This is a genomic window from Cupriavidus sp. YAF13 (genome assembly GCF_052113425.1).
GTDB lineage: Bacteria > Pseudomonadota > Gammaproteobacteria > Burkholderiales > Burkholderiaceae > Cupriavidus.
This window is the reverse complement of sequence record NZ_JBFRDD010000002.1, coordinates 1-24,914: the sequence shown is the minus strand read 5'-3', so window position 1 is coordinate 24,914 and position 24,914 is coordinate 1. Positions and strand designations below refer to the sequence as shown.

The 24,914-nt window shown below is 65.9% G+C and carries 18 protein-coding genes; 11 read left to right on the top strand and 7 right to left on the bottom strand.

All coding sequences use genetic code 11. The annotated features are described in order from the left end of the window. Position 1: 1 nt before the first annotated feature. From AB4061_RS02110 to AB4061_RS02065, 10 genes are all read left to right on the top strand, one after another. Positions 2-1,225: an FAD binding domain-containing protein gene (locus tag AB4061_RS02110; protein ID WP_441630491.1), complete on the top strand. Its 1,224-nt coding sequence runs from the start codon at positions 2-4 to the stop codon at positions 1,223-1,225. 49 nt (positions 1,226-1,274) lie between these two features. Beyond that, positions 1,275-1,637 (top strand): DUF485 domain-containing protein, encoded by a 363-nt coding sequence (locus AB4061_RS02105; protein WP_441630489.1) that lies wholly within the window; start codon positions 1,275-1,277, stop codon positions 1,635-1,637. Continuing rightward, positions 1,634-3,283, top strand: a complete 1,650-nt coding sequence (actP, locus tag AB4061_RS02100; protein WP_441630487.1) for a cation/acetate symporter ActP — start codon at positions 1,634-1,636, stop codon at positions 3,281-3,283. The genes AB4061_RS02105 and actP overlap by 4 nt, the downstream gene beginning before the upstream one ends. A gap of 122 nt (positions 3,284-3,405) precedes the next feature. Beyond that, positions 3,406-4,089, top strand: coding sequence for a TetR/AcrR family transcriptional regulator (locus AB4061_RS02095; protein WP_217446607.1), 684 nt, complete (start codon positions 3,406-3,408; stop codon positions 4,087-4,089). A gap of 45 nt (positions 4,090-4,134) precedes the next feature. Further along, positions 4,135-5,058, top strand: coding sequence for a LysR family transcriptional regulator (locus AB4061_RS02090; protein WP_441630485.1), 924 nt, complete (start codon positions 4,135-4,137; stop codon positions 5,056-5,058). Between the two features lie 181 nt (positions 5,059-5,239). Next, complete coding sequence (locus tag AB4061_RS02085) at positions 5,240-6,352, top strand: alkene reductase (protein WP_441630483.1); 1,113 nt, start codon at positions 5,240-5,242, stop codon at positions 6,350-6,352. A gap of 330 nt (positions 6,353-6,682) precedes the next feature. Further along, positions 6,683-7,957, top strand: a complete 1,275-nt coding sequence (locus AB4061_RS02080) for a c-type cytochrome (RefSeq protein ID WP_441630481.1) — start codon at positions 6,683-6,685, stop codon at positions 7,955-7,957. Further along, a complete protein-coding gene (locus AB4061_RS02075) occupies positions 7,954-8,463 on the top strand; it encodes a (2Fe-2S)-binding protein (protein WP_441630479.1) in 510 nt (169 codons plus the stop codon). The genes AB4061_RS02080 and AB4061_RS02075 overlap by 4 nt, the downstream gene beginning before the upstream one ends. Next, positions 8,460-10,724 carry a molybdopterin cofactor-binding domain-containing protein gene (locus AB4061_RS02070; RefSeq protein ID WP_441630477.1) on the top strand — a complete coding sequence of 755 codons (2,265 nt, stop codon included), beginning with the start codon at positions 8,460-8,462 and terminating at the stop codon, positions 10,722-10,724. The genes AB4061_RS02075 and AB4061_RS02070 overlap by 4 nt, the downstream gene beginning before the upstream one ends. Positions 10,725-10,792: 68 nt before the next feature. Further along, on the top strand, positions 10,793-11,956 hold the full coding sequence (locus AB4061_RS02065; protein ID WP_441630895.1) for an FAD binding domain-containing protein: 1,164 nt from the start codon (positions 10,793-10,795) through the stop codon (positions 11,954-11,956). Here AB4061_RS02065 and AB4061_RS02060 read toward each other — a convergent pair. Next, a complete protein-coding gene (locus AB4061_RS02060; RefSeq protein ID WP_441630475.1) occupies positions 11,931-12,134 on the bottom strand; it encodes a DUF6538 domain-containing protein in 204 nt (67 codons plus the stop codon). The genes AB4061_RS02065 and AB4061_RS02060 overlap by 26 nt on opposite strands. A gap of 239 nt (positions 12,135-12,373) precedes the next feature. After that, on the bottom strand, positions 12,374-13,009 hold the full coding sequence (locus tag AB4061_RS02055; protein WP_441630473.1) for a hypothetical protein: 636 nt from the start codon (positions 13,007-13,009) through the stop codon (positions 12,374-12,376). 235 nt (positions 13,010-13,244) lie between these two features. On the opposite strand from AB4061_RS02055, the gene AB4061_RS02050 reads away from it, so the two are divergent. Next, positions 13,245-14,312, top strand: a complete 1,068-nt coding sequence (locus AB4061_RS02050) for an integrase (RefSeq protein WP_441630471.1) — start codon at positions 13,245-13,247, stop codon at positions 14,310-14,312. A 183-nt stretch (positions 14,313-14,495) separates the two neighbouring features. On the opposite strand, the gene AB4061_RS02045 is transcribed toward AB4061_RS02050, so the two are convergent. The 5 genes from AB4061_RS02045 to AB4061_RS02025 form a co-directional block, all read right to left on the bottom strand. Then, complete coding sequence (locus AB4061_RS02045; RefSeq protein WP_441630470.1) at positions 14,496-14,981, bottom strand: hypothetical protein; 486 nt, start codon at positions 14,979-14,981, stop codon at positions 14,496-14,498. Positions 14,982-15,476: 495 nt separating this feature from the next. After that, entirely contained in the window at positions 15,477-20,189 is a 4,713-nt protein-coding gene (locus AB4061_RS02040) for a transglycosylase SLT domain-containing protein (protein WP_441630468.1), read from the bottom strand. A 71-nt stretch (positions 20,190-20,260) separates the two neighbouring features. Then, positions 20,261-22,621 carry a hypothetical protein gene (locus tag AB4061_RS02035; protein WP_441630466.1) on the bottom strand — a complete coding sequence of 787 codons (2,361 nt, stop codon included), beginning with the start codon at positions 22,619-22,621 and terminating at the stop codon, positions 20,261-20,263. Between the two features lie 365 nt (positions 22,622-22,986). Further along, positions 22,987-23,199 (bottom strand): hypothetical protein, encoded by a 213-nt coding sequence (locus AB4061_RS02030; RefSeq protein WP_441630464.1) that lies wholly within the window; start codon positions 23,197-23,199, stop codon positions 22,987-22,989. Positions 23,200-23,845: 646 nt separating this feature from the next. Further along, the gene (locus AB4061_RS02025) at positions 23,846-24,319 is read right to left on the bottom strand and encodes a hypothetical protein (protein ID WP_441630462.1); all 474 of its coding nucleotides are present in this window, start codon (positions 24,317-24,319) and stop codon (positions 23,846-23,848) included. Positions 24,320-24,914: the final 595 nt, after the last annotated feature.

Sequence of the window (24,914 nt, the reverse complement as noted above, 5' to 3'; positions counted from 1 at the left end):
TATGACAACCCTATCGACACGGCCGAAGGCCATCATCGTGGGCGGCTCGCTGGGCGGGCTGTTCGCGGCAAACCTGCTCGCCCGCGGCGGGTGGGAAGTGGAGGTATGCGAGCGCGTTCCCGACGCCCTTGCCGGGCGCGGCGCGGGCATCGTCACGCATCCGGAATTGTTCGAGGCCCTGGCCGCCGCCGGGGTCGAGGTGGACGACGCCATCGGCGTGCAGGTGAAGTCCCGGCTGACGCTGGCCCAGGACGGCAGCGTGCTGTCGCAGCGTGAGCTGCCGCAAACGCTGACGGCATGGGGCAAGATGTATCACGTGCTGCGGTCCGCCTTCACCGGGGGTACCTACCGCACGGGCGCCAATGTGGTGTCGGTGCGCAGCGAGCCCGGCCGCGCCGTGGTGATGCTGGACGATGGCTCGATCCATCACGCCGATCTCGTCGTCGCCGCGGACGGTTTCCGCTCCGCGCTGCGCGAGTGCCTGTTGCCCGAGGCCAGGCTCCAGTACGCCGGCTACATCGCCTGGCGCGGCCTGGTGGACGAAACGAGCCTGAGCGAAGCCACGCGCGACATGCTGTTCGAGAAGTTCGCCTTCTGCCTGCCGCCGCGCGAGCAGATCCTCGGCTACCCGGTGGCGGGCCAGGGCAACAGCACCCGGGTTGGCGAGCGCCGCTACAACTTCGTGTGGTATCGCGCCACCAGCGAAGACGTGGACCTGCCCGACCTGCTGACCGACGCCAGCGGCAAGCGCTGGTCCGGCGGCATCCCGCCCGGGCTGATCCGCCCGGATGTGCTTGCTAGCATGGAAGAGGCCGCGCTGGCCAACCTGGCGCCCCAGTTCGGCGAGGTCGTGACCAAGGCCGCGCAGCCGCTGTTCCAGCCCATCTTCGACCTTGAGGTGCCGCACATGGCCTTCGGCCGCGTGGCGCTGCTCGGCGACGCCGCCTTCGTGGCGCGCCCGCACTGCGGCATGGGCGTGACCAAGGCCGCGGGCGACGCCATCTCGCTGGTCAAGGCCCTGCAAGCGCATGGCAGCGTCAGTGCCGCACTGGAAAGCTACAGCGCCGAGCGCGTGCAGGTGGGCGCGGCCATCGTCCAGCACGCGCGCCACCTCGGCGCCTATATGCAGGCGCAGCTCAAGAACGAGACCGACCGCCAGATGGCCGAGCGCTATCGCACGCCGGAAGCCGTGATGCGCGAGACGGCGGTCTCGACGCGCTTCTGAGCGCGCCGCCGCCCTCCCGCCAGACCAAACGCCCCCAATGGAGACAGCCTTGGAACACACCGCCCCCACCTTTGCCGCAGCCGCCCGCGAAAGCGCCGCGCCCGCTGCGCCCCCACCGAATCCCCTGCTCGCCGATCCGGCATTCCAGTCCCTGGTGCGCGCGCGGCGCAGGTTCGCGTGGGCCCTGACCGCCATCATGCTGGCGGTGTACTTCGGCTACATCCTCACGCTCGCCTTCCGGCCCGCGCTGCTGGGCCGCCAACTGACCCTGGGCCAGCCCATGAGCGTGGGCATTCCCGTCGGCTTCGGCATGTTCGCGCTGACCTTCCTGCTGGTTGCGGTGTACGTGCATCGCACCAACACCGTGTACGACCAGCGCATCGGCGAGCTCAAGCAAGGGGCAGCAAAATGAAACGATCCGCCATCTTCTCCATTTCCGCCACTGCCGCAACCCTGCTGCTTGCCGCCTCGCCCGCGTGCGCGGCACAAAGCTCGGTGGGCCAGGGCATGAACGTCATCGCCATCGCCATGTTCCTGATGTTCGTTGCCGCCACGCTCGTGGTCACGCGCTGGGCGGCCAGGAGCAACCACAGCGTGGCCGATCACTATGCCGCCGGCGGCAAGATCACCGCCCTGCAGAACGGCTGGGCGATTGCCGGCGACTACATGTCGGCGGCCTCCTTGCTGGGCATCTCCGCGCTGGTCTTCACCAGCGGCTACGACGGCCTGATCTACTCCATCGGCTTTCTCGCCAGCTGGCCGATCATCCTGTTCCTGATCGCCGAGCCGCTGCGCAACCTGGGCCGCTTCACGCTGGCGGACGTGGTCTCTTACCGCCTGCAGCAGCGCCCCATCCGCGCGTTCTCCGCGTCCAGTTCCATCGTCATCGTACTGCTGTACCTGGTGTCGCAGATGGTGGGGGCCGGCAAGCTGGTGGAGCTGTTGTTTGGCTTCAGCTACACGGCGGCGGTCGTGCTGGTCGGCGTGCTGATGGTGGTCTATGTGTTCTTCGGCGGCATGCTGGCTACCACCTGGATCCAGATCATCAAGGCGGTGCTGCTGCTTGCGGGCGCCGCTTTCATGGCGTTCATGGTCATGAGCCGCTTCGGCTTCAGCCTGAATGCGCTGTTCGCACAGGCCATCGAGGCCCACGGCAAGCACGCGGCCATCATGCGCCCGGGCGGCCTGGTCTCCGATCCCGTCTCGGCGGTATCGCTCGGCCTGGCGCTGATCTTCGGCACTGCCGGCCTGCCGCATATCCTGATGCGCTTCTTCACCGTCGGCGACGTCAAGGCGGCACGCAAGAGCATCCTGTATGCCACCGGCATCGTCGGCATCGGCTACGCGCTGATCATCATCATCGGCTTCGGCACCATCGCGCTGGTGGCCAGCGATCCGGCCTACCACACGCCTGCCGGCACAGTGATCGGCGGCGTCAACATGGTGGCCGTGCACCTGGCCCATGCCGTTGGCGGCAACCTCTTTCTCGGCTTCATCTGCGCGGTGGCGTTCTCGACCATCCTGGCCGTGGTGGCGGGGCTGACGCTGGCAGGTTCCTCGGCCATCTCGCACGACCTCTATGCCAAGGTCCTGCGCCAGGGCAACGCCACCGACAAGGAGGAGATGCGCGTCTCCCGGATGACCACGCTCGTGCTGGGCGTACTGTCCATCCTGCTGGGCATCCTGTTCGAGAAGCAGACCATTGCCTTTATCGTCAGCCTGACCTTTTCGATCGCCGCCAGCTCGAATTTCCCGGTGCTGCTGCTGTCGATCTACTGGCGCGGACTGACCACGCGGGGCGCTGTGGTGGGCGGCTCTCTTGGTCTGCTGACCGCAGTGGTGCTGACGGTGCTGAGCCCGACCGTATGGGTGCAGGTGCTCGGCCATGCGAGCGCCATCTACCCCTACGAATATCCGGCGCTGTTCTCCATGCTGGCGGCCTTTGCCGGCATTTACGTCTTCTCGGTCACCGACCGGTCCGCGCGCGGCGCGCGCGAACGCGGCGCCTTCAACAATCAGCTGGTCGATTGCGAGCTCGGCCTGGTCAAGCCGCAGTAGGTCCCGTGTCCTGTGCTGCCGGCCACAGTGCCGGCAGCCCGGCCAGCGCCTCACAATTTATCACCCGATTGGTACAATGCCGCAAACGCTCCGCACGGGACGTGCCTGTCACAGGTGAACGAATGAAACGAGACGCAACGCCGCCGGAGACCCCTGCCCCGGCCAAGACCGCAAAACGGCTGCTCCCCGAAGAGCGGGAGCAGCAGATCGTGCAGAAGGCCATCGAGCACTTCACGCGCAACGGATTCTCCGGCAGCACGCGCGATCTCGCCAAGCAGATTGGCGTCACCCAGCCCTTGCTGTACCGCTACTTCTCCAGCAAGGAGGCGCTGATCGACCGGGTCTACAGCGAAGTGTTCCAATGGCGGCCCGACTGGGAACGCCAGATCGCCGATCGCGCCACGCCGCTGACCGAACGGCTGTATGCGTTCTACCTCGACTACGCCTCCGTGATCCTGCGCGAGGAATGGATCCGGGTCTTCATCTTTGCCGGCCTCACGCGCGAAGGCATCAACAACAAGTACCTCAACAAGCTGCGCAGCAAGGTCTTCCTGCCCGTGCTGGCCGAGGTGCGCGCCGCGTACGGCATCCCGGAGCCGCGCAACGCGGCCGAGCTGGAGGCCGAGGTCGAGATGATCTGGGGCCTGCACGCGGCCATCTTCTATCTCGGCGTGCGCAAATGGGTCTATGGCCTCAAGGTGCCCGCGGACATCGGCGCCGTGATCCGCCGCAAGGTGGACATGTTCCTCCACGGCGCGCCTGCCGTCATGCGTTCCCTGCGCGCGCCCGACAAGCCCGGCAACTGAGCCCCCGCAGGGATAGACGGCACCCTTACCGCTGGAGTCTTACCTATGGACAAGCTGCTGGCATTGAAGCTGTTCGTCGAGACAGTCGACGCCAAGGGGTTCTCCTCCGCCGCGCGCCGGGTCAACCTGGCCACGTCATCGGTGACCCGCATGATGGATGGCCTGGAGGAGGAGCTGGGGACCGTGCTGCTGAACCGGTCGACGCGGCAGGTGACGGTGTCCGAAGCCGGCGCCGCCTATTACCAGCGGGCGCGCAAGATCCTCGACGCGGTGGCGGAAGCCGACGCGCTGATCGCCGACCGTGGCGATACACCGGTGGGCCAGCTTCGCGTGTCGCTGCCGGTGGCGTTCGGGCGCCGCTGCATCGCGCCGTTCCTCGGCGGCCTGATCGCGCAGTATCCGAAACTGGAACTGGAAGTCACGCTGACCGACGAGATCGTCGACCTGCTCGGCGAACGCATGGATCTATCCATCCGCCTGGGCAGCGCCGCGTCGCTTGACGAAGTGGTGGCGCGTCAGATCGGCACGTTCCGGCGCAGGGTGGTGGCAAGTCCGGGCTATCTGCAGCAGCGCGGCATCCCCGCCGCGCCGGCGGAGCTGGCCGGGCACGCGTGCCTGCGTTTCACGTACGGCGCGGGCCAGCAGATGTGGACCTTGCTGCGCGGCACCGAAGAAATCCAGGTGCCCGTTCCGGGCACCTTCAAGAGCAACAACGCCGAAGTGCTGCGCGAACTGGCGCTGGCCGACGCAGGCATCGCCCTGCTGCCCGACTGGCTGGTCGACGACGACATCCAGAGCGGGCGGCTGACCGCCCTCCTGGAAGACTGGACGGTCAACCCCAACCGCGCCAGTTCGGCCATCACCGCGCTCTACCTGCCGAACCAGCGCGGCTCGCGGCGCATCGCCGCCTTCCTCGACTTTCTCTCGCGGATTCCCGGGCCGACCGGCCGGCACGAAGCGGGCGGCTGACGCCCTCCCCCCGTTCCCTTTTCCCCCTTGCCGCCAGCGCAACGCAACGTTGCGCGGTGGCCCGATTCTCCGGCGACGGGTTAGCACCTAACCTTCAGGTCATCTCGTTTCGAGACGGCCAGCGGCGCGAAGGCAAGCCTGCTGCCACCGACCGACCCATCGCACCTGACGGAGAACCACCGTGACCCACCATCTCTTCACCCCCGTTCGCCTCGGCAACCATACCCTGGCGCATCGCATTGCCATGGCGCCGCTGACACGCTCGCGCGCCGGCCAGCCCGGCAACGTGCCCACCGACATGAATGTCGAGTACTACCGGCAGCGTGCCAGCGCGGCGCTGATCGTCACCGAAGCCACGCAGATCTCGCAGCAGGGACAGGGCTACGCCTGGACACCGGGCATCCATAGCGCGGCGCAAATCCAGGGATGGCAGGCGGTCAGCGACGCCGTGCATGGGCAAGGCGGCATCATCTTCATGCAACTGTGGCACGTCGGCCGCGTTTCGCACCCGGTGTTCCAGCCCGGCGGCGCGCTGCCAGTGGCACCCAGCGCCCTGCCCGTCCCCGGCAAGACCTTCATCATCGATGCGCATGGCAACGGCGCCTGGAGCGACGTGCCCGTGCCGCAGGCGCTGACCCTCGACGGCATCCGCGATATCGTGTCCGACTACCGGCACGCCGCCCGCAACGCCATGGCTGCCGGCATGGACGGCGTGGAGATCCACGCCGGCAACGGCTACCTGCTCGACCAGTTCATCAACTCCAACAGCAACCAGCGCGACGACGCCTACGGTGGCAGCATCGAGAACCGGGCACGGCTGCTGCTGGAGGTGGTGGACGCGATCGCGGCGGAGGTCGGGCCCGCGCGCGTTGCCGTGCGGCTGACGCCCATGGGGCGCTTCATGGGCATGGGAGATGCATCGCCTGAAGAAACCTTCGGCTACATCGTGCGCCAGCTCGACACCCGGGGCCTGGCCTACCTGCACCTGGTCGAGCCGGCCATGGTCGGCACCGTCAAGGAGGAGCACGCCGATCCCCGCTGGGATGCGATCATCCAGCAACTGCGCGCGGCCTACCGCGGCGTGTTGATGCTGGCGGGCGGCTACGGCCGCGACACCGCCGAGCACGCGCTCGCCAGCGGCCGTGCCGACATCATCGCCTTCGGCCGCCCGTTCATCGCCAATCCCGACCTGCCCGCCCGGCTGCGGGGCGGCCTGCCCTTGAACACGCCCGATGCCACGTCCTTCTTCGGCGGCGGTGCCGGAGGCTACACCGACTATCCGGCCGCGGCGTGAATGCGGATGGCCGACAAGCGATCGGCGTGCCCGGCAAGCCGCGCGGTCAATATCCGCCCGGGCACCTGGCTTACGGCCCCGGCCACACACGTCGCCGGATCGCGCGGCCGCCTGCGCCAGGCGCGCCGGCACACCACCCTCTCATACCTTGGTTTGAGCGTCACAGACCACTGGTCTGATTGTTGCCGGTCAACACGGCTCCTACCATGCGAGTTGAGCCGTGCCTTCCCACCGCTGCCAAAAGTCCCGATGCATGGAATGCGCGCCGCGGGTCTTTATCGATACAAGGATTCCCGCAATGAACCGGCATCTACTCCCGGCAGGCCAGGCATGAAACGCCGGCCCATCCTTCTCGCGGCGGCAGGGGCGGCGGCTGTTGCCCTGGTGGCCGCCGCCGGCATCATGTGGGAGCCGGCCATCGCGCCGATCCCCGCGCCCGCTTCCTTCGACCGGGCGCTGACGCTGGAGGGCGCCCGCGTGGTCGCGCTCGGCGACTGCGCGGTGTGCCATACGGCCAAGGGCGGCCAGCCCTTCGCCGGCGGCCTGCCGCTGGTCACGCCGTTCGGCACCATCTACTCGACCAACATCACGCCCGATGCGCAAACCGGCATCGGCAACTGGTCGCTGGACGCCTTCACGCGCGCCATGCGGCGCGGTATCGCGCGCGACGGCCACCAGCTCTATCCGGCGTTTCCGTACATTCACTTCACCAGGATGTCGGACCGCGAGATCGAGGCGGCCTACGCCTACCTGATGCGGCGCGAGCCCGTGACTGCCAGGCCGCCCGCCAACGCACTGATCTTCCCGCTCAACTTCCGGCCCCTGGTCGCCTTCTGGAACGTGCTGTTCCTGCGGCCCGGCGAAGCGCAGCGCGATCCCGCGCAGGACGAAGCCTGGAACCGCGGCCGCCTGCTGGTGGACGGGCTTGGCCACTGCGCCGCCTGCCACTCGCCGCTCAATGCGATCGGCGGGGAAAAACCGGGCCGCGCCTTCGACGGCGGCGTGGTGGACAACTGGGAAGCGCCGCCGCTGAACCGCCTGGCGAGCGGGCCAGCGCCCTGGACCAAGGCGCAGCTAAGCACCTACCTGCGCACCGGCATCTCCGCGGCGCATGGCGCTGCAGCCGGGCCGATGCTGCCGGTCACGCTCGAACTGGCCACCGTGCCAGAGGCGGACGTCGATGCCATTGCGAGCTATCTGATGTCGCTGCACGAGCCGGCACCCGCGCCCGCCGTGGTGCCGGTCTCGGCGGCCGTGACCGACCAGTCCGCCATCGCGCGCGGCGCGACGCTCTTCACCGGGGCGTGCGCCGCCTGCCATGGCCCCGGTTCGCCAATGCAGAGCGCGGGTGCCCGCCCCAGCCTCGCCACCAGTTCCGCGGTCAACGCGAGCACGCCGCGCAACGCCATCCAGATGATGCTGCAAGGCGTGGCGTGGAACGGCGAGGACGCGATGCACTACATGCCTGCGTTCGCACAGGCCTTCGACGACCAGCAGCTTGCCGACCTGGCGGCCTACCTGCGCGCCACCTACACCCGGCAGCCGCCGTGGACCGGCGTGCAGGACACCGTAGCTAACCTCAGGAAAGGGGACGAATCGAGATGATCAAGCTCACCGTCAACGGCGCCAGCCACGCGCTGGACATCGATCCGTCCACGCCACTGCTCTACGCCCTGCGCGGCGAGTTGCACCTGCACGGCGCCAAGTTCGGCTGCGGCCTGGGCCAATGCGGCGCCTGCACCGTCATCGTCGGCGACCGCCCCGTGTTTTCATGCCTGATGCCGGTGGCATCGGTCGGCGCCCGGCCGGTGCGCACCATCGAGAGCCTGGGCACCGCCGATAAGCCGGGTCCCTTGCAGAAAGCGTTCATCGACCACCAGGCGGCGCAGTGCGGTTATTGCATCGCCGGCATGATCATGCGTGCGCAGGCTCTGCTGGAGGTCAACGCGCACCCCACCGAGGCCGAGCTGCGCGCGCATATGGAGCCCAACCTGTGCCGGTGCGGCACCCATATGCGCATTCTGGCGGCCATCCGCGCCGTGGCCGGCATGCCCAGCGCCGTGCGCCCGGGCGGGGTCAAGGGCGAGGGCAGCAAGGAGGGGACGCGATGAGCGGCCATGACGACCCCATCGACCTGGGCCGCCGCGCCATCCTGGTCTCGGGCTCGCTGGTGGTGGGCTTCACGCTGCTGCCAGGCCGCAAGGCCATGGCGCAAATGGTGCTGGCCGACGAGGGTGCCGCCGTGCAGGTCGCGCGGCAGTACGGAGCATTGGCGGGCAGCCTGAAGACCAACCCCTATCTCGACGCCTGGATCAGGATCGCCCCCGACAACCAGGTCACGGTGTACACCGGCAAGGTCGAGCTGGGCACCGGTGTGCGCACCGCGCTGCTGCAGGTGGCGGCGGAGGAACTGCAGATGGCGCCCGCGCTGATCACCTTCCTGAGCGCCGATACCGGCCGTTCGCCGGACGAAGGGCTGACCGCCGGCAGCCACACCATGGCCGACAGCGGCAGCGCCCTGCTCAACGCGGCGGCCCAGGTGCGCGGGCTGCTGACCGACGCCGCCGCGCGGCAGCTGCGTGTCGATGCGGCATCGCTGTCGGTCGGCAATGCGCGCATCACGGCCCCCGACGGGCGCTCGCTGTCGTTCGGCGAACTGCTGCCCGCGGTGAACCTGCACCGCACGGCAACACCCGCCTCGCCGCTGCGCGACCCCAAGTCGTTCTCCGTGATCGGCACGCCGATGCCCCGGCTGGACATTCCCGGCAAGGTCACCGGCAAGCCGAGCTATGTCCAGGACCTGGCCATGCCGGGCATGGTGCATGCGCGCGTGGTACTGCCGCCGGCCTATGAGGCCGCGCTGCTGTCGGTCGACGAGACCACCGTCAAGTCCATGCCCGGCGTGATCGCCGTCGTGCGCGACGGCAACCTGCTCGCCGTGGTGGCCGCGGGGGAATGGCAGGCGGTACTGGCTCAGCGCGCGCTCAGCGCCGCCTGCCGCTGGAGCAAGGGGCGCGCGCTGCCCCGCCCCGCCGACGTGATCGCGCAGCTCAAGCCACTCTCCACGCAGCACATCGAGATCGCCAACACACGGGGCGCAGTGCCGGCAGGCGCCAGGACGCTGGCCGCCAGCTATTCCAAGCACTACCTGATGCACGGATCGATCGGCCCCTCGTGCGCCGTCGCGCAGTTGCAGGACGGCGTGCTGACCGTATGGACCCACTCCCAGGGTGTCTACCCGCTGCGCGACGGCCTGGCCGAGATGCTGTCGATGCCCAAGGACAAGCTGCGCTGCATCCACGTGGAAGGCTCGGGCTGCTACGGGCACAACGGCGCCGACGACGCCGCCGCACATGCCGCCTATCTGGCCCGCGCCCTGCCGGGAAAGCCGGTGCGCGTGCAATGGATGCGTGACCAGGAGAACCTGTGGGACCACTTCACGCCGGCCATGGCCACCGAGGTCAAGGCCTCGCTCGATGCCAGCGGCCATATCGTCGACTGGAACTACGCGCTGTGGAGCAGCTCGCATAACGAGCGCGTGATCAACGCGGGCCGGCTGCTGCCCGCCACCCAGCTGGCCAGGCCCTTCGTCCCCGCGCCCTCGGCCCCGATGGTGCAGCCCGAAGGCGGCGGCGACCGTAACGCGATTCCGCTCTACAAGCTCCCGGCCTCGCACATCGTCAACCACTTCTCGCCGACCATGCCGCTGCGCACCTCGGCGATGCGCTCGCTGGGCGCGCACATGAACGTCTTCTCGATCGAGAGCTTCATGGACGAACTGGCCGCCGCGGCCAACACCGACCCCGTGGCGTTCCGGCTGCGGCATCTGGAAGACCTGCGCGCGCGCGACGTGATCCAGCTTGCGGCCGCCAGGTTCGGCTGGCCCCGGCGCGGCCGCAAGCCCGGCCACGGCGTCGGCTTCGCGTTCGCCAGGTACAAGAACCTGATGGGCTATATGGCGATCGCGCTGGAGATCTCGGTGGTGCGCGACACGGGACTGGTACGCCTGGAGCATGCGGAGGTGGCCGTCGACTGCGGGCAGATCGTCAATCCGGATGGCGTGCGCAACCAGATCGAGGGCGGCGTCCTGCAGGCCGCGAGCTGGACGCTGTACGAGCAGCTGCGCTTCGATACCAGCGGCATCGGTAGCTTCGATTGGAGTGCCTATCCGATCATGCGCTTCTCCGCCGTGCCCACCACCGTCAACGTGCACCTGATCGACCGCCCCGGCACGCCCTTCCTCGGCGTGGCCGAAGCAGCCATGGGGCCCACGGCGGGCGCCATCGGCAATGCCCTGTTCGACGCCACCGGCAAGCGGCTGCGCGACATGCCGCTGGGCGGCGAGCGGCTGCGCAGGGAAATCGCGCCGTAGCGCGCAGCGTGCCATGACCCGGGCGCTGACCGGCGCCCGGCCCCTGAACCTTCAACGCCATGACCATCATGCCCATCGTGCCCACCATGCCCACGTCCAGACCTTACCGCGCCATCGTGATCGGCGGCTCGCTCGGCGGGCTCTTTACCGCCATCTGCCTGCGCGCCATCGGCTGGGAGGTCGATGTCTTCGAGCGCTCGCCGCAGCAGCTCGACAGCCGCGGCGGCGGGCTAGTGCTGCAGCCCAGCGTGCTCGACGCGCTGGCCTTCGCCGGGGTCGCGCACCCGCCAGAGTTCGGCGTGCCGTCGAAGGACCGCATCTTCCTGGACCGCGCGGGTGTAGTTCGCCGCATCGACATGCCGCAGACGCAAATCGCCTGGAACGGACTCTATGCCCTGATGAAAGGCGCGCTTGATCCGCGCATGATCCATGCCGGCGAGGAACTGGTCACGCTGGCCCGCGAGGCCGATCATGTGACGGCCCGCTTTGCCTCCGGCCGCACCGAGCGCGCGGATCTGCTGGTCGGCGCCGACGGACCGCTGTCCACGGTGCGGCAGCAACTGCTGCCCGGCGATGCGCCCGCCTATGCTGGCTATGTCGCCTGGCGCGGCGTGCTGCCCGAGGCAGCGCTGGGCGAGCAGGCCAGGTCGCTGCTGGTCGATGCCTTCGCCTTCCAGGACGGGCCGGGACACCAGATGCTGACCTACCTGATTCCCGGCGAGGACGGATCGGCCCGGCGCAACGAACGGCGCCTGAACTGGGTCTGGTACCGCGCGCTGCCGGCGGGAGAGCCGCTGGCGGCCGTGCTGCTGGACCGCCATGGCCGCCAGCACACGCACTCACTGCCCCCGGGCGCGGTCAAGGATGCCGATGCCCAGGCGCTGCGGCTTGCCGCGGCGGACAGCCTCGCGCCCGTGTTCGCGGCACTGGTCGTATCGACCCCCGATCCTTTCCTGCAGCTGATCCAGGATTACGCGGCGCCGCGCATGCGCTTTGGCCGCGCCATGCTGCTAGGCGATGCCGCTTTTGTGGCACGTCCGCATACCGGCGCGGGCGCGGGCAAGGCGGCAGCCAATGCCGTAGCCCTGGCGCGCGCGCTGCAGGCCGGCGGGGAGCGTATCGACGATGCACTCGCGCTGTGGGATCGAAGCCAGTGGGCCGAGGACAAGCGCCTGGCCCAGTGGGGCATCTCGCTCGGCCGGCGCATCATGGGCGTGATGCAGCCTGGCTGACCGGCGCCGCAGCGCGGTTCCGCGTGCAGGGAGCGGTACGATCGATTCGTGCGCGGTCGATGGCCCGGTCCTTGACGCTAACGCTGCGCAAGATCTCTCGCTTGCCATAGACGCCAATGCGGTCCATCGGCACGCGCTTGCGCAGGTAGTAGATGCCGTCTCGGCGGGCGAGGTACATGCTGGCTCCCGGTCGGCCTGTGTCAGGTACACATGCGGGGGCAGCAGTGGAATGGGGAGCAGTGAAACGGGACGCACAAAAAACAAAACCCCGGAAGACCGCAATCTTCCGGGGTTCCGCCGCCAATACGATGTAGTGGCGGAGACGGAGGGATTCGGTCTACCCTAGTGTTTATGCGGGTTTCGGGGCAGGTACACATGTCGCGCGCCAGCCGCGAGTGTACTACTAAATGAAGAAAGCTAGTCCATCCCAATGGCTTTGCGTGCGATGTCAGACGCCAACTCCCGTCCTTCCTTGGAGGTGGCGACCCCGCGCAATAGTGTCCAGAGTTTGCTTCCCGCTGAGCGATACCACGTCCCCTTCGGGAAATAACTGAGTTCGTCTTTGAGTCGTTCGACTTCCTGCACAAGCTCGTCAAGCTGCTTCTGAGTTATCTCATCCCGCTGCCGGAATCGGGCTAGATCTTCAATCACCGCATCCAGCTTCTGTTGCATTGCAGCAGCTTCGTCGACGGTGAAAGGTTCGGCGGGGTTCTCTACGTGCGATTTTAAGTGCGCCTCAAGCCTCTTTTGCAGTTCTTCAATTTCGCCCATCACGGGTAGCGAGGCCCTTAATTCCGCGTAGATGTTTCGCGTCCAGCCCGTTATGTGCTTCGGTACGCCCGCAAGACTGTCCAGGGCGACGAGATCGGTCTCCTTGTGGGCGCCAGGAGACATCCTGAGAAGCAGCCGACTACCGTCATCGACTGCGAGTTCAAACGCCTTCTGCGGGAGGAAGGTAATCCGAAGCAGATTGGTGCCCCCGGTCCCAACGGATACGTCAAAGTCTGCAAGTGTGAAGCGGCCTGCTACAAGCGCAGCATAAATCTCGGCCATGAACGTCTTTCGCAACATAAGCTCCCCCTAGTCTCAAGCGTTTCGGTGCCGCACGATGCCAAAGTGTAACTATCGTCACGTAGCCTATGCAAGGCTGGATCACCTTTATCGGGCAGATGGCGGGTGCCATAATTCGCCTGTCCACACCTGTCTTCTTGAGTCGGTTGGGCAGAGTTCAGCACTGAGGAACGGCACGTAAGCGCCCAGTACCGCAAACCTGTAACAGGAGAACGGTATGGGCACCATCATTCGGCGGCGCAGTAAGGGCGACGTGGTCACATTCCAGGCCAAGATTCGCCTCGCGGGCGTTCCAATCGCCTCCAGCACTTTCCCTAGCCGCGACGAGGCCAAATCGTGGATACTGTCCACGGAGCCGGAGTTAAAGGCGCGCTCGCGGGCAGCCGCGAGAGAACAGGCACACGCGAAACGAGTCGCGGAGTTCAAGGAGCGCCCGCGCATCGTGGCTGACCTACTCCACCGCAACCTCCGTGAGGAGACTATCCACAAGAAGGGAGCGGAGGCCGAGGTCAATCACACGCGCAGCATCCTGAAGTACCCGCTCGCCCGCGTCCACCTTGAGAACCTGACTCGTCTGGACATCAAAGAATGGACAGAACAGCGGCTTCAGCACGTCGCGCCAAGCACGGTCAACCGAGAACTGAACATCCTCAACGCGGTGTTTAAGCTGGCCGTCTATGAGTGGGATGTGGCCCTCTGCAAGAGCGTCCTGACTTCCGTTCGCCGCCCCAAGAACCCACCGGGGCGCGTGCGCCGACTATCTCCGCCCGAGGAGGCAGCCCTGCGGCGGGCAGGCGAGGAGACGCGAAACCCCTACATCGTTTCGATCTTAGACTTGGCGCTAGAGACTGCCATGCGCCGTAGCGAGATACTCGACCTCCGATGGAATCGCGTCAGCCTCGCCCATCGGTCAATCCAGCTCATTGCAACGAAGAACGGCACGCCGCGCGGCGTGCCTCTGTCCAGGCGCGCGATGGAAGTGCTCATCGCTCTGAGGCGAGTCGCAGCCCACGAACTCGGCGGCGCTGGAGAACTCGATTCCGGTCCCGTCTTCCCAGGCCTCACGGTAAACGCATTCAAACTCGCGTTCACACGCATGGTGAAGCGCGCCGGGCTGGAGAACTTCCGGTTCCACGATCTGCGCCACGAGGCTACCAGCCGGCTTTTCGAGAAGGGGCTGTCACAAATGGAAGTGGCGACAATCACGGGCCACAAGGACATACGAATGCTGGCTCGGTACACGCACCTGCAAGTCAAGGACTTGGCGGCGAAGCTGGACATCTAATGCAGATGGCGCGCGGATGCGCGGGCGCTGTGCCCCGCTTGCTCTTACGCTTACGGCGGGACACTCGAACGCAACATGCGCTGGGGAGACAGGGGCCACAGCAAATGCGATGCCGCAGCCCTTAGTTCGATAGCCCCTCCCCGTGCGCCCGGGTGGCCTCGCTCGCCGCCCATCACTACTGCCTTACGCAGCCACGGCGAAAAAGTCTGCATTGGCGGCATCCTGTGCGCCGGCACCGAAGGCGTTTCCTTTCCTGCCATTCTCCTCAGGGGTGATGTACTGGAGGTTCCACGAGACGTGCAGCCCGGACACGAACTCGCCGTTCAGCGGCACAGCGTGGTCAACTTGCATCCCCTCCGGGCATGCGGCGTAGAACGCCTCACACGCTTTGCGGTCGTAGGCCGCAGGCAGCGGACGACCCATCCGGACCTCAATCCGATGGACAGTGGTCCGATCGCGTTCGGCCCCTCTATTGGCGTCCCGATACTGCGCAGATTTCTCCCGGTATTTATCCGAGGCATCGCGCATCCGCTTGCAGTCAACGCAGGCAGCGCTGCTAGTGAACCGCTTGGACGTGTGGCCGTGCTTGCACGGCTTCCCCGTGAAGAAATGAGTCAAGGCGCGCGCGCGTGCCGAGGCGCGGGTGACCAATTCAGTCTCGTCATACATCGCCGATGTGTCCTCCCATGTGATTACACCTGTTGCGGGATAGTGCTTACCAGCAGAGCCTTGGCCTTCCGCTCCAGTCGTTTCCGCCCGGCCCAACTTAGTAGCCCGCCCGTTAGCTTCTCCACCACACGACGGTAGTGGCCCACTGCGTTGCTGTGGCGCTGAATGGCGCGGAAGTGCTCTCGCTCTGTGCTGTCACTCTCAAGCGTGTGTGTGGTGTGGTTCATTGTCTCCTCGTCAATCGATGTACCATCCAGCGCGGCGCAGTACCTCCACAAGTGCCGGGTACTGGTGCATAAGCTGGAGAAGTCCGGATAGATGAATCGCCCGCAAGTCGGGGCATTGAAGGGACGGGCGACTGGAGATTGTCCCGTCGCCCGTCCGGATGCTCATGGGCGGTGATGTCGCCCACGGCAATGCTGTTGTACTCGCCGGCTCCGGTCTGCGACTCGCCCTCAGACTACGAATTTACTTTCGTCTCACGAGGCGTAGACGTTACTCGTCGTTGTTGAGTGCGTTGCTAATCGCCGTGCCGAAGACGGTGTTCGCCCCGGGAACCATGCGGAGGGATTGGCGGAACTGCTTCTGCCAGTCCACCGGGTCGGTGCCAAAAACGGCCTTCCCTGCCCCGGAGGTCAGCGCGGCCACGCCGCCCGTCAGGCTCGACAGGTAGCCCAGCGCGGCAACAGGAGACGAGCCACCGTACAATTGCCCGTTCATCACGAGATTGGCGAAGTCCAGGCCGTCAGCGGCCATACCACTCATGTTGAACATGACCATGACACCCTGCATACCCTTCATGCCGGTGAAGTTGTCCTCGACGTACTTGTCGCGCTGGTTAGCGGACATCCCGAGGGTGTTCACTTCCAGCTTGGCCCGGTACAGCGCGGCGGCAAGGCCGAGGCCCACCACTGCACCCATCGCGGAGTTGCTGTCAGCGATGAAGGCGTTGCGCATGGTCTGCTTCTCAGCAGCCAAGAAGCCGAAGCGGCGGAACTGGCCGATCACCCGGCCCACCGTCGTCTCGGACACCCAGCGAGGGGCCTCGCCCACGTAGCTGCGCTGGAGCGCCTGCCCTGCCGACCGCTGGATGGCGGCCACGAGGTCGTCGGCGGCGGTCGCGTCCCACTTCTCCCACTGGATAGCCTCGCCGGCCTTGCGGCCAGCTTCGTGCGTGTCCAGTTGCTCCTTGATGCGCGCGACGCGCTCGGCGTTCAGACCCATGTCCTCCATACGGGCGACACTGATACCCTTCCCCGTACGGATGGCCGTAATTACATCGTCAGCCAGGACCGGCACGAGGCCGTTGTGCAGCATCTTCGAGACTGCGTGCATACCCGACAGGTGGCCCACCACCGAGGCGGCAGACTGCCCTGCCTGGCTCCAGAACGAACCCTCCGACAGACCGCCAGCGGCGGACGCGTGGATGGAGTCCGAGGTCTGGTTGAACAGTCGCGGATCATGCACCAGCGCGCCCGGGGCGAACTTGCGCAGTGACGCCACCAGGGCGGTGTCCTTGGCGAAGCCCTTGCCCAGCGCCCGGAACATGCCGGATACGCCCGTGGCCGTGGCGATGCCTGCGGCGTCTGCCAGGGCGTTGAAGCCCAGCTTACCCATCATGGAGGCGTACGCGCCCTGCGACATCAGCTTGGCCGCTCCGAACTCGTCACCACTCAAGTCGCCCGTCAGGCTGCGCACGAGGAAGTCGATGTTGCCGAGGTCCTCGGGCGTCGCGCCATCGTGGAACAGCGCATCCTTCATGGCGTCGATCTGCGCGTTGTCGGCCAGTCCGCGACGGGCCAGCGCAATCTGCCCGCCGAAGCGTTGCGAGTTCGAGTCCACCATGCGCCCGATGTCCGAGTCCACGTAGTCCAGCAGGCGTACGCCGTTGTGCTCGGACAGGAGGTCGAATTCCGTGCGGGTGCGGTCGTTCTTGATTTCGTTGATCCGCTTCTTGAACTCGTCGGCCAGTGCGCCCGTCACCTTCTCGCCACGGAACTCGTCCAGCAGAAGCTGTTCAGAGATTTTGGCGAGGTGGTTGTCCGTATGCTGGATGCGGGACTTCGGGTCGCGGCGCACTTGGTCAATGTAGTTGCCGATCAGGTGCTCCACCTTGGCCTCAAGCTGGGTTCGCAGCGCGATGATTTCAGACGGGTCGGCGGCCTTCTGTGCAGCTTCACGCAGGGCCGGCTCCACGACCTTCGCGGTGTACTGGTCGCGGAACAGTTGCTTCATGGAGTTGAACTTCTCCGGCGTCTCGTTGTACGCGGCGTGGATGGCCTGCCAGTCCCAGCGGTACGGCATGTGGCCTTGGAAACCCTTGCCGCCGAGGGCCTTGCCGATAGGCTCGCCGGCAGCCTTCGAGGCTTCAAGGATGTTCCCCCAAAAGCCGTCGAGGTGCTTGCCAAGCAGGACCACGTTCTTGTCGTACGCGCCTTCGTCGAACGGCGTCCCCTCCAGGCGGGCCTTGCGGGCGGCGAGGCGGTACTCAGCCACCTGCTTACCGATGCGCTTCTCCGCTGCGCCGCTGTAGCCTACCCGGTACAGCAGTAGCTCCTTACCCGACAGCAGGCCCGGGACCACGCGCTTGTACACCTCGATGAACGGCTGGCGGAAGCCGTGCTTCAGTCGCTCGCTGTCCATCGCTGCGGAGTCCGCGTGCTGGCGGTTCAGGCCGCTCGGGTCTTCGGCCAGCATGGACGCAACCATGCGCACGCCCTTGGACGTGCTGCGGGCCAGCGTGTTGCCGACCGAGTCCAGAATCGCACCGACCTTGCCTAGAGTCTTCTGGTGGATCGGGCTGTTGTACCAAGCCTCGGCGCGCTTCGCCGCGATGCCCTTCACTTCTTGGTGTTCCGCGATGGCTTGGGTCCACAGGCGGGTGCGCTCGTTCTGCACGAGGTCGTCCCGGGTCGGGGCGTCCTGACGGATGGAGAAGTCCGCACCGTCTGCGCGCTTGATGGTCGCGTTCAGCGGGGCGTCCATAATCTGGTCGGTGATGCCCATCGCCTTCGCCAGCGCGGAGGCTTCCGACACGTCCAGGCCCAGCAGCTTACGCACGGAGTCGAACAGCTTGCTCAGGACGGACTCGCCCTTCACCCTCAGTTCGGTCATGTGCTGCAGGAACTCGGTCTTGCCGCTGTACAGGCCGGCAATGAACTCGTCGGCGTTGGACAGGTAGTAGCGCGTCATGTGGTCGTCACCCTCGTACGCTGCACGAGCTACGGCACGGAGTTCCTCCAGTTGCTTCACCAGCTTGCCGTGCGCCGTGTCCGGCTTGGCTCGCCCATACTGCACCTTAGCTACGGTGAGCGCGTGTGCGGCCTCGTGCAGCACGGTGTAGTCGGTCGCGTCTGCACGGACTTCGATTTTGTGCTCCACCGGGTAATACAGACCCTTCGCACCGCGCATGCTCTCCTCATCGGTGCGGGTGAATGCCACGTCGTCCTTGAGTGCAGAGCGCAGGCGGTTCGCCAGTGCTGCGGCCAGTTCGTCGGTACCCGATGCGATGCGGTCCAGTTCGGCGCGGACCCCTTGGCCTGCGTGCTGAATCTCGTTGTTCACCTGCTTGCCGGTTGCGTCGAACTCGGCGTGCGCCGTAGCCGGCGTACGTGCGGGCAGGTCCACCACGTTCGCCTGCGAGCCATCGTTGGCGGCACGGCGGCGGAGGTCGCCAACCTTGTCCGTGCTACTCGACATCATGGCTTCCTCGTCCCGGACGGCGGCCAGCATGCGCTGCTCGTCCATCTTGTGCCAGTCATTGGCTGCGGAATCGTGGCTGCCGGCCACCTTCTCGGTGCCGCCCTGGCGCATCCCCTCGCGGTCAACTACCGATGTCAGCATCGGCTGGCCGGTCTTGATCGGGCTTTCCGGGTCGAAGCCGGCCAGGGGATTCTTCGCGGACACGTCGTCCAGCGAGTGGCCGATCAGGCCATCTCCTGCCAGCGGGTCGCGCTGCGCCGGGTCCACCGGGTCGCGCATGGTGCGCTCGGCTACGCCTTGCAGGTTCGCACCGGCAGCGCGCTCCGAGGCGTCCGGCATGTGGTTGCCACGCGGGACAAACAGGCGACCCGTACCACCGAGGGCAGCGCCCATGATGGCCTGCTGAATCAGGGCCGGCACATCGAGGTCTTGGTTGCGAACCTCGCGCATGGTGATTTCCTGCGCCACGTTGCCAGCAGCACCGGCAGCCGCTTCGTACAGCAGTCCGCTGGAGCGGGCAGCTACTGCGCCACGTGCCACGTTGACCACAGCGCCCGCGCCGATGGTTGCGGCCAGCATTACAGGGTCGCCCCAGCCAGCGGCAAATTGCATCGCACCAGCGGTAAAGCCGGCGATGCCGTCGGTCTGCTCGTACCGTTTCTGGAAGTCAGCGCGCTCGATGGCGTTGCCCATGCGCTGTGACCAATCCTTGTCGGATACCGCGCCCAGCACATAGTTGCGGAGGTCGTCGTTCGCCCACACTGCCGGCGTCTCCTCGCGCATCGACTGCTGCTGGTCGTCGCGGATGGTCCAGTTCGGCGTGGCCGCGTCCTGCGTAAATGCACGCTTGATGTCACCGGCCAAGGTGTCCCAGCTTGCGGCCTGTGCGAAGGACTCCATCGCGCCGACTTGGTGCGTCGAATCCGCAGCAACCTGCATCGTCTGCGTGGAGGCGTCGTCGAGGATGGTGGTATCCGTCTTGCCGATGGGGCCTGCACCGCTCGCGGCTGCTGCGTCGGACACCGCCTGCACCTGCCCACGGAGGCGGCGGCTGCGGTCCAATGTCTTCGCCACGGAGGACATACCAGCCGAGCCATTACCACCGGCCCCGCCCGTCTCAGTGCCGTGGCCGTAGATTGTGTCCACGTAGTCGTTCGTCTCAGCGTTGTCCCACTTCTCAGGCTCCCAGCCCGAGTTATAGGCCCGCAATGCGTCCGGTACGTTGCCGAACTTGGTGAGGTTCTGCTTCATGACGTGCCCGTGGGCAGCCAGCGCGTCGTCGAAGTTCGACGGGTCGATGGTGCGGCCCATCTGCTGCTGCACGGCGGCGAGGGTCTTCGGCATGAGTTGAACGTATCCCAGCGCACCCTTCGGGGACACAGCGCTCGGGTTCCATGCCGATTCCTTCGTAATCTGCTTCGCGGTCAATCCTCGCGGCAGGCCCAACTCCTCATCTTGAGCGTAGGTCTTGTTGATCTGGTCCTGCGTCGGCATGTACTGCGTCATGTGATTCTCCCAATAGGAAACGTGAATAGCCGGGAGGACTCGATTGAATCCGCCCCACACTGCCCGCTCAGTTACTCGATGCCTGCCTTGCGCATGGCTTCTTTGCGGTTGGCCTCGAACCCGGCTGGGTCGAGGGTCGGGGATTGCACAGGCCCTGGGGCCTTGCGGGTTCCGCGCTCCTTGGTGAGGCGGGTAATCTCATCAGCCACCGGCTGCGGCATGAGATTCACGATGGTCGGCCCCTGTAGCGCGGCCTTCGTGTCGTCCTTCGGGAACATGAACACGGTGAGCATGCCGTTGCCGACCTGCCGCCCGCTGCGGATGACATAGTCCTTCGGGTCGAAGTTCGCCATGTCGCCGCCCTTCGCCTTCACGCCGGCAGTGAGTTGCGCGTCGATGACGTTCTGCACGGCGGACTGGTACACCTGAGTGGACTGCACACCGCCTCCCGGGATGATCCGGTTGACTGCGGCGTTCAGCGACGATTCGCCCTGCACGTTGTGCTGCGCGGGGATGATCGTGCCTGGCAGCAGGTCGGCGTTCTTGATCGTGTCGGCCAGCTTGATCTTGGTGGCCGTCTCAAGCGGCACGTTGTACGCCGTGGCGTAGCGCACCGCATCCGGGGCCACCGTCTTCGCAAGGTTGGCTACCACCTCGTCCGTCAGCTTGTACTTGGTAAGCTGGCCGGGACCCATGAACGGGACGACTTGCTTGAGCCAGCCGGGGTTCTCCGCAGAGATCACCGACCGCACCGCCTTGCGCTCGTCCGAGGTGGGCGACAGGTCGGCGCGACCCTTCTGTAGCGCGGTGCGGAACTCGACAACGCCCTTCGGGTCGTTCAAGTCCACGCCGCTGCTCAGGAAACCGGCCACCTTCGCCGCCTTCTCCGCGCCGAGGTAATTCGTCAGTGCCTCCGGGCCGTTCTCGCCGGACTTGTACAGTTCAGCGGCCCAGCCTAGCGCCTGAATCTGCGCCTTGGACGGGGCCGCACTGCCGCCAGTCAGGAACCCGCTGATGCCGGAATCCAGCATCATCTTGAACTTGGGGCTTTGCAGCTTCTCATCCGGGGACGCCTGTGCGGCGCGGCGGAAGTAGTTCGTCGTGCGCCCCGCGTCCCCGCTGCCCACCTCCCGGTCGAACGACTCGTTCATCACGTCGGCCACGGCCTTCGGGTCGAGTTCGATACCCTTGATGCTGGCGTAGTTGCCCGTGGCGAAGGCCATAGCGGCGACGTTCGCAGAATCGAGGTACTTGCTGTCCGCTGCGCCTGCCTTGGCCGTGGCCTTTTGCATCGCGTCCTGGCCGGCTAGCCACTGCTTGTGTAGCGCGGCCCGCTTCGTGTTGTTGATTAGCGGCTCGCTCGCACCAGTGCGGCTCTTGAACTGGTCGTTATACCCGTCGATGTGGGAGTCCAGTTCCTGCTCGGTCGTGATACCCGTGGCACCGTGCGCGAGGTTGAACTCGAAGCCGGCGATGTTGTTCGTGATGGTCGTGGTGGCGGGGTTCTGCTGCGCGTCCTTCGCCACGTACTGCGGCATAGAGTCCTCGATCTGCTCCCGCACCTTCACGTCCATCTGGCCCCAAAGCGGACTGGCCTTGATCGCGTTGTAGTAGTCGAAGTTCCCGTTACGGAGATTCGCCACAAGTGACTGCGTCATGCCACGATTCCACGAGTCCCGGGTCTGGCCCGGGGCCGGCGAGGAGGCTGCGACCGCGTTGGCGTACGAAGTCTCCCGCTCGGTAGGGTCCCAGCCGGTGGAAGCGGCCTTCCGCTGCGCCGTCAGCCCGTTTCCGATGGACAGGTTCTGGTTCGTCTGCTTGTCCATCATGTCCGTCTGCTGCCACGCGAGGTGCTCCCGCATGTGCGTCTTGAGCATGGGTCCCCACGACTCGGCCAGCTTGGCCTGTACCGTAGCGTCCACCAGCGGGTCGCCAGTGTTGCCCATCGTCGCGGCTTGGTTCACGAGGAACTTCCGCACCGCGTCCGGGGACTGCTGGCGCAGGGATTCCATGTTGCCCATGAACTCCGTCTCTGCCTGCTGGAGCGCGGTCGTGGCCGTCATAGCCTGCGCGCCGCGCACAGTGGCCGACGGTCCGAAGATGTTCATGTACCACGGGTCGTCCTTCTCGATCTGCTGAAGCGCCTGCCCCTGCGCGACCTTGGACATCCCCTCGTAATACTGCTGCTTCTCCATGCGCTCAACGTACGGCCTAAGTGCGCCTTCCGCGAGCTTGTTCACTGCCTCCAGCGTTTTCATGCCGGTCTGTGCGATGCCGGCGACGTCGGTCGTCGGGACGCCTGCGCCCACCGCCGTCGGCACGGCATTGCTGCCGCTACCATCTAGCTGGGTGGCCGGACCACTCGTCTGCACCGCGTCCTGAAGAACTACCTGCCCACTGGAGTTGAGGGCGAAGGAATCGGGAATTGCCATTGTGAATCTCCTTGTATCAGGCGCGCAGGTTGATGCAACGCCATAAAATGAGAACCCCGGCGCTGGGCCGGGGCTTGAAGGTGGGTTGAGGGGGCGATTGCGGCGACGCGGTGGCTACGCACGAAACGGCTCGCAGGTAGTTGTAATAAGGGACACAAGGCTGGCGGACACGTTGTATTTCCCAGCAATCTCTTGTGTGCTCATCCCCGCGAGTCTGTCCTCGATAATGGCGGCGTTCCGCCGCGCCGCCTGCTGAAGCGACACGCTCAGTTCCGCGCCCCGTCTCGCCCTGTATCGCCTTGCTTGATGCTCGCGCATCGAGTGTGCCTCGCCGCTAGGCCACGCTGGTCTGTCGGTACGGCCCGTCATTCAGCGGCCCCGCCGATGGCTACGCTCAGCGGGGAACGTTCTGCGTTGGGCTTTCGCCCCGGTTTCTTTCGTGCGGCCCAGGTCGGCAGGTAGCCGGTCAGCTTCTCTACCAGTCGGCGGTACTCGGCTCGGGTGCTCGGGTGCGACTGCACGGCAAAGCGGGCCGCCTCGCCCGTGTCATGTTCAAGGGGGTGTACCTGAGTGTTCATACTCTCTCCTCAATGGGGTCGTGCGGCGCATCTTGTGCGCCGTAATTTCAGTTGGATGGGTAAATGGGCTACCGAGACATGGCAGCAATTGATAGCGACACTACAGCGTGGAATCGCCAGTCTCTACTTCTGTGGGTTAGTACATCTGACCCTAGATAGCTGGTTTTTCCTGTATCCCTCGCCTGCCTCCTGCTCGAACAGATAATTCTCCTTACCTGTTCGCATCGAAAGCGGGATACGTGGATTCCTGACCCTGAGATGAGCTTGGTGTTCCTTGTAGTGCCCTGCCTGCGCACCCGATAGCCTCGCAGCCATCCCCCTGTGGGTGTCGTGCCCTTGACGTGGGCCAGTCGTATTGCGTTTCTCTGTCTCGGTCAGAGGACGAAAACAAAAGAGAGGGATCTGTTGCCCCGCAGGCGCGTCTTCATGGGCCGAGGTGTCTGGCACGCAGCGCGAGCGAAACGAAAAACAGATGCCGGACGCACGCGGCCCGGAAGGTGCCCAGGTGGTTCTGTCTCGGTCAGAGGACGGAATGGAATCCGGGGAACCAATACCGGCAGGCGCATGCCGGTACGCTTTAGAAAGCAAAATGGGGCTGGCCTGCGGGCCAGCCCCATAGAATCCATCCCGGCGCAAGGCCGGTGTCTCAGACGGCCACGAAGTGCGAGGCGTGGTGCCGCCCCTCGGCGTCGCCGCTGTCGTCCATAATGACAAGCGCGCTGCCCAGTACCGCATGGACCCGGTACGACTTGCCCAGCGTGAGCCATTTCTCGGCGTCCTCTACATCAATGCACAGCACAGTATCGCCTTGCGCCGGCTGGTACGTCGCGGGGCTGAACTCTCTCGGCGTGTGGCGGTCGTCCGCCTCGTCATAGAACCCGGCCAGCATAGACGGCAGCAGTCCGTGCCCCTCCGGGTTCATGCCGGCAATGAAGTCCCGTGCGCACTGATCGCGCCAGTCTCGCAGCGTGCTGCCCTCGGGCATGGCCTTGCGTGCGGCGGGCCAATACTTGGCTCCGAATTGGCCGAGGCCATAGGCGGCGTCGTGCTCGGCTTGGCTGTATGTGCTGGGGGCTTGCTGGGTAACTTGCTTGCGTGCTTGTGCTACTGCGTGGCGCATGGTGCGGCCTCCTTTGGGGATGTGGAGACCCGCCGAGCATCGGCCAAGATACGGGCGGCGGGCCGAAGGCGGGGTTGGCCGACCGGCCCCAAAGGATACCGGCACACCCGAGGGTGTCCCCGCCCCGGCTCGCCATTGAAAATGGCGTGAGGAGGCAGCGCACAAATGATAGCGCCGTGCATGACGGCTGTGCATCTTTGGGTTCCAGGCGGCCAAGCCCGTTCGCGTCTGTCTACGCGAGGCCCGAAGTTTACGGTCGCGGGTTTACGACCGTCAACGAGATTCGGTGTACCCATAGCGGCAGGTGACAGAAGCCGGCAGGTACAGCAACCTCAGTTGCGCCCCTTGCCTCGCGCTCCCATGACGCCCCCGAGAAGCATGAAAGGGTAGATCGCGGGAATTAGGGCTAGGAACACCAGCATGGAGAACGGGCGCGCGACCAGCCCGCCGGGCCTGTCAGAAATTTTGTGTTTAGGGCATAACATGTCGCCAAGGAGCATGTATGCCACGCAAGACGAAGACCAGCCAAGCCGCAGACCGTGAACTGCCGGCCATTCCCGAAGACCTGATCGCCCATTTCGTTAAGGGTCCCATG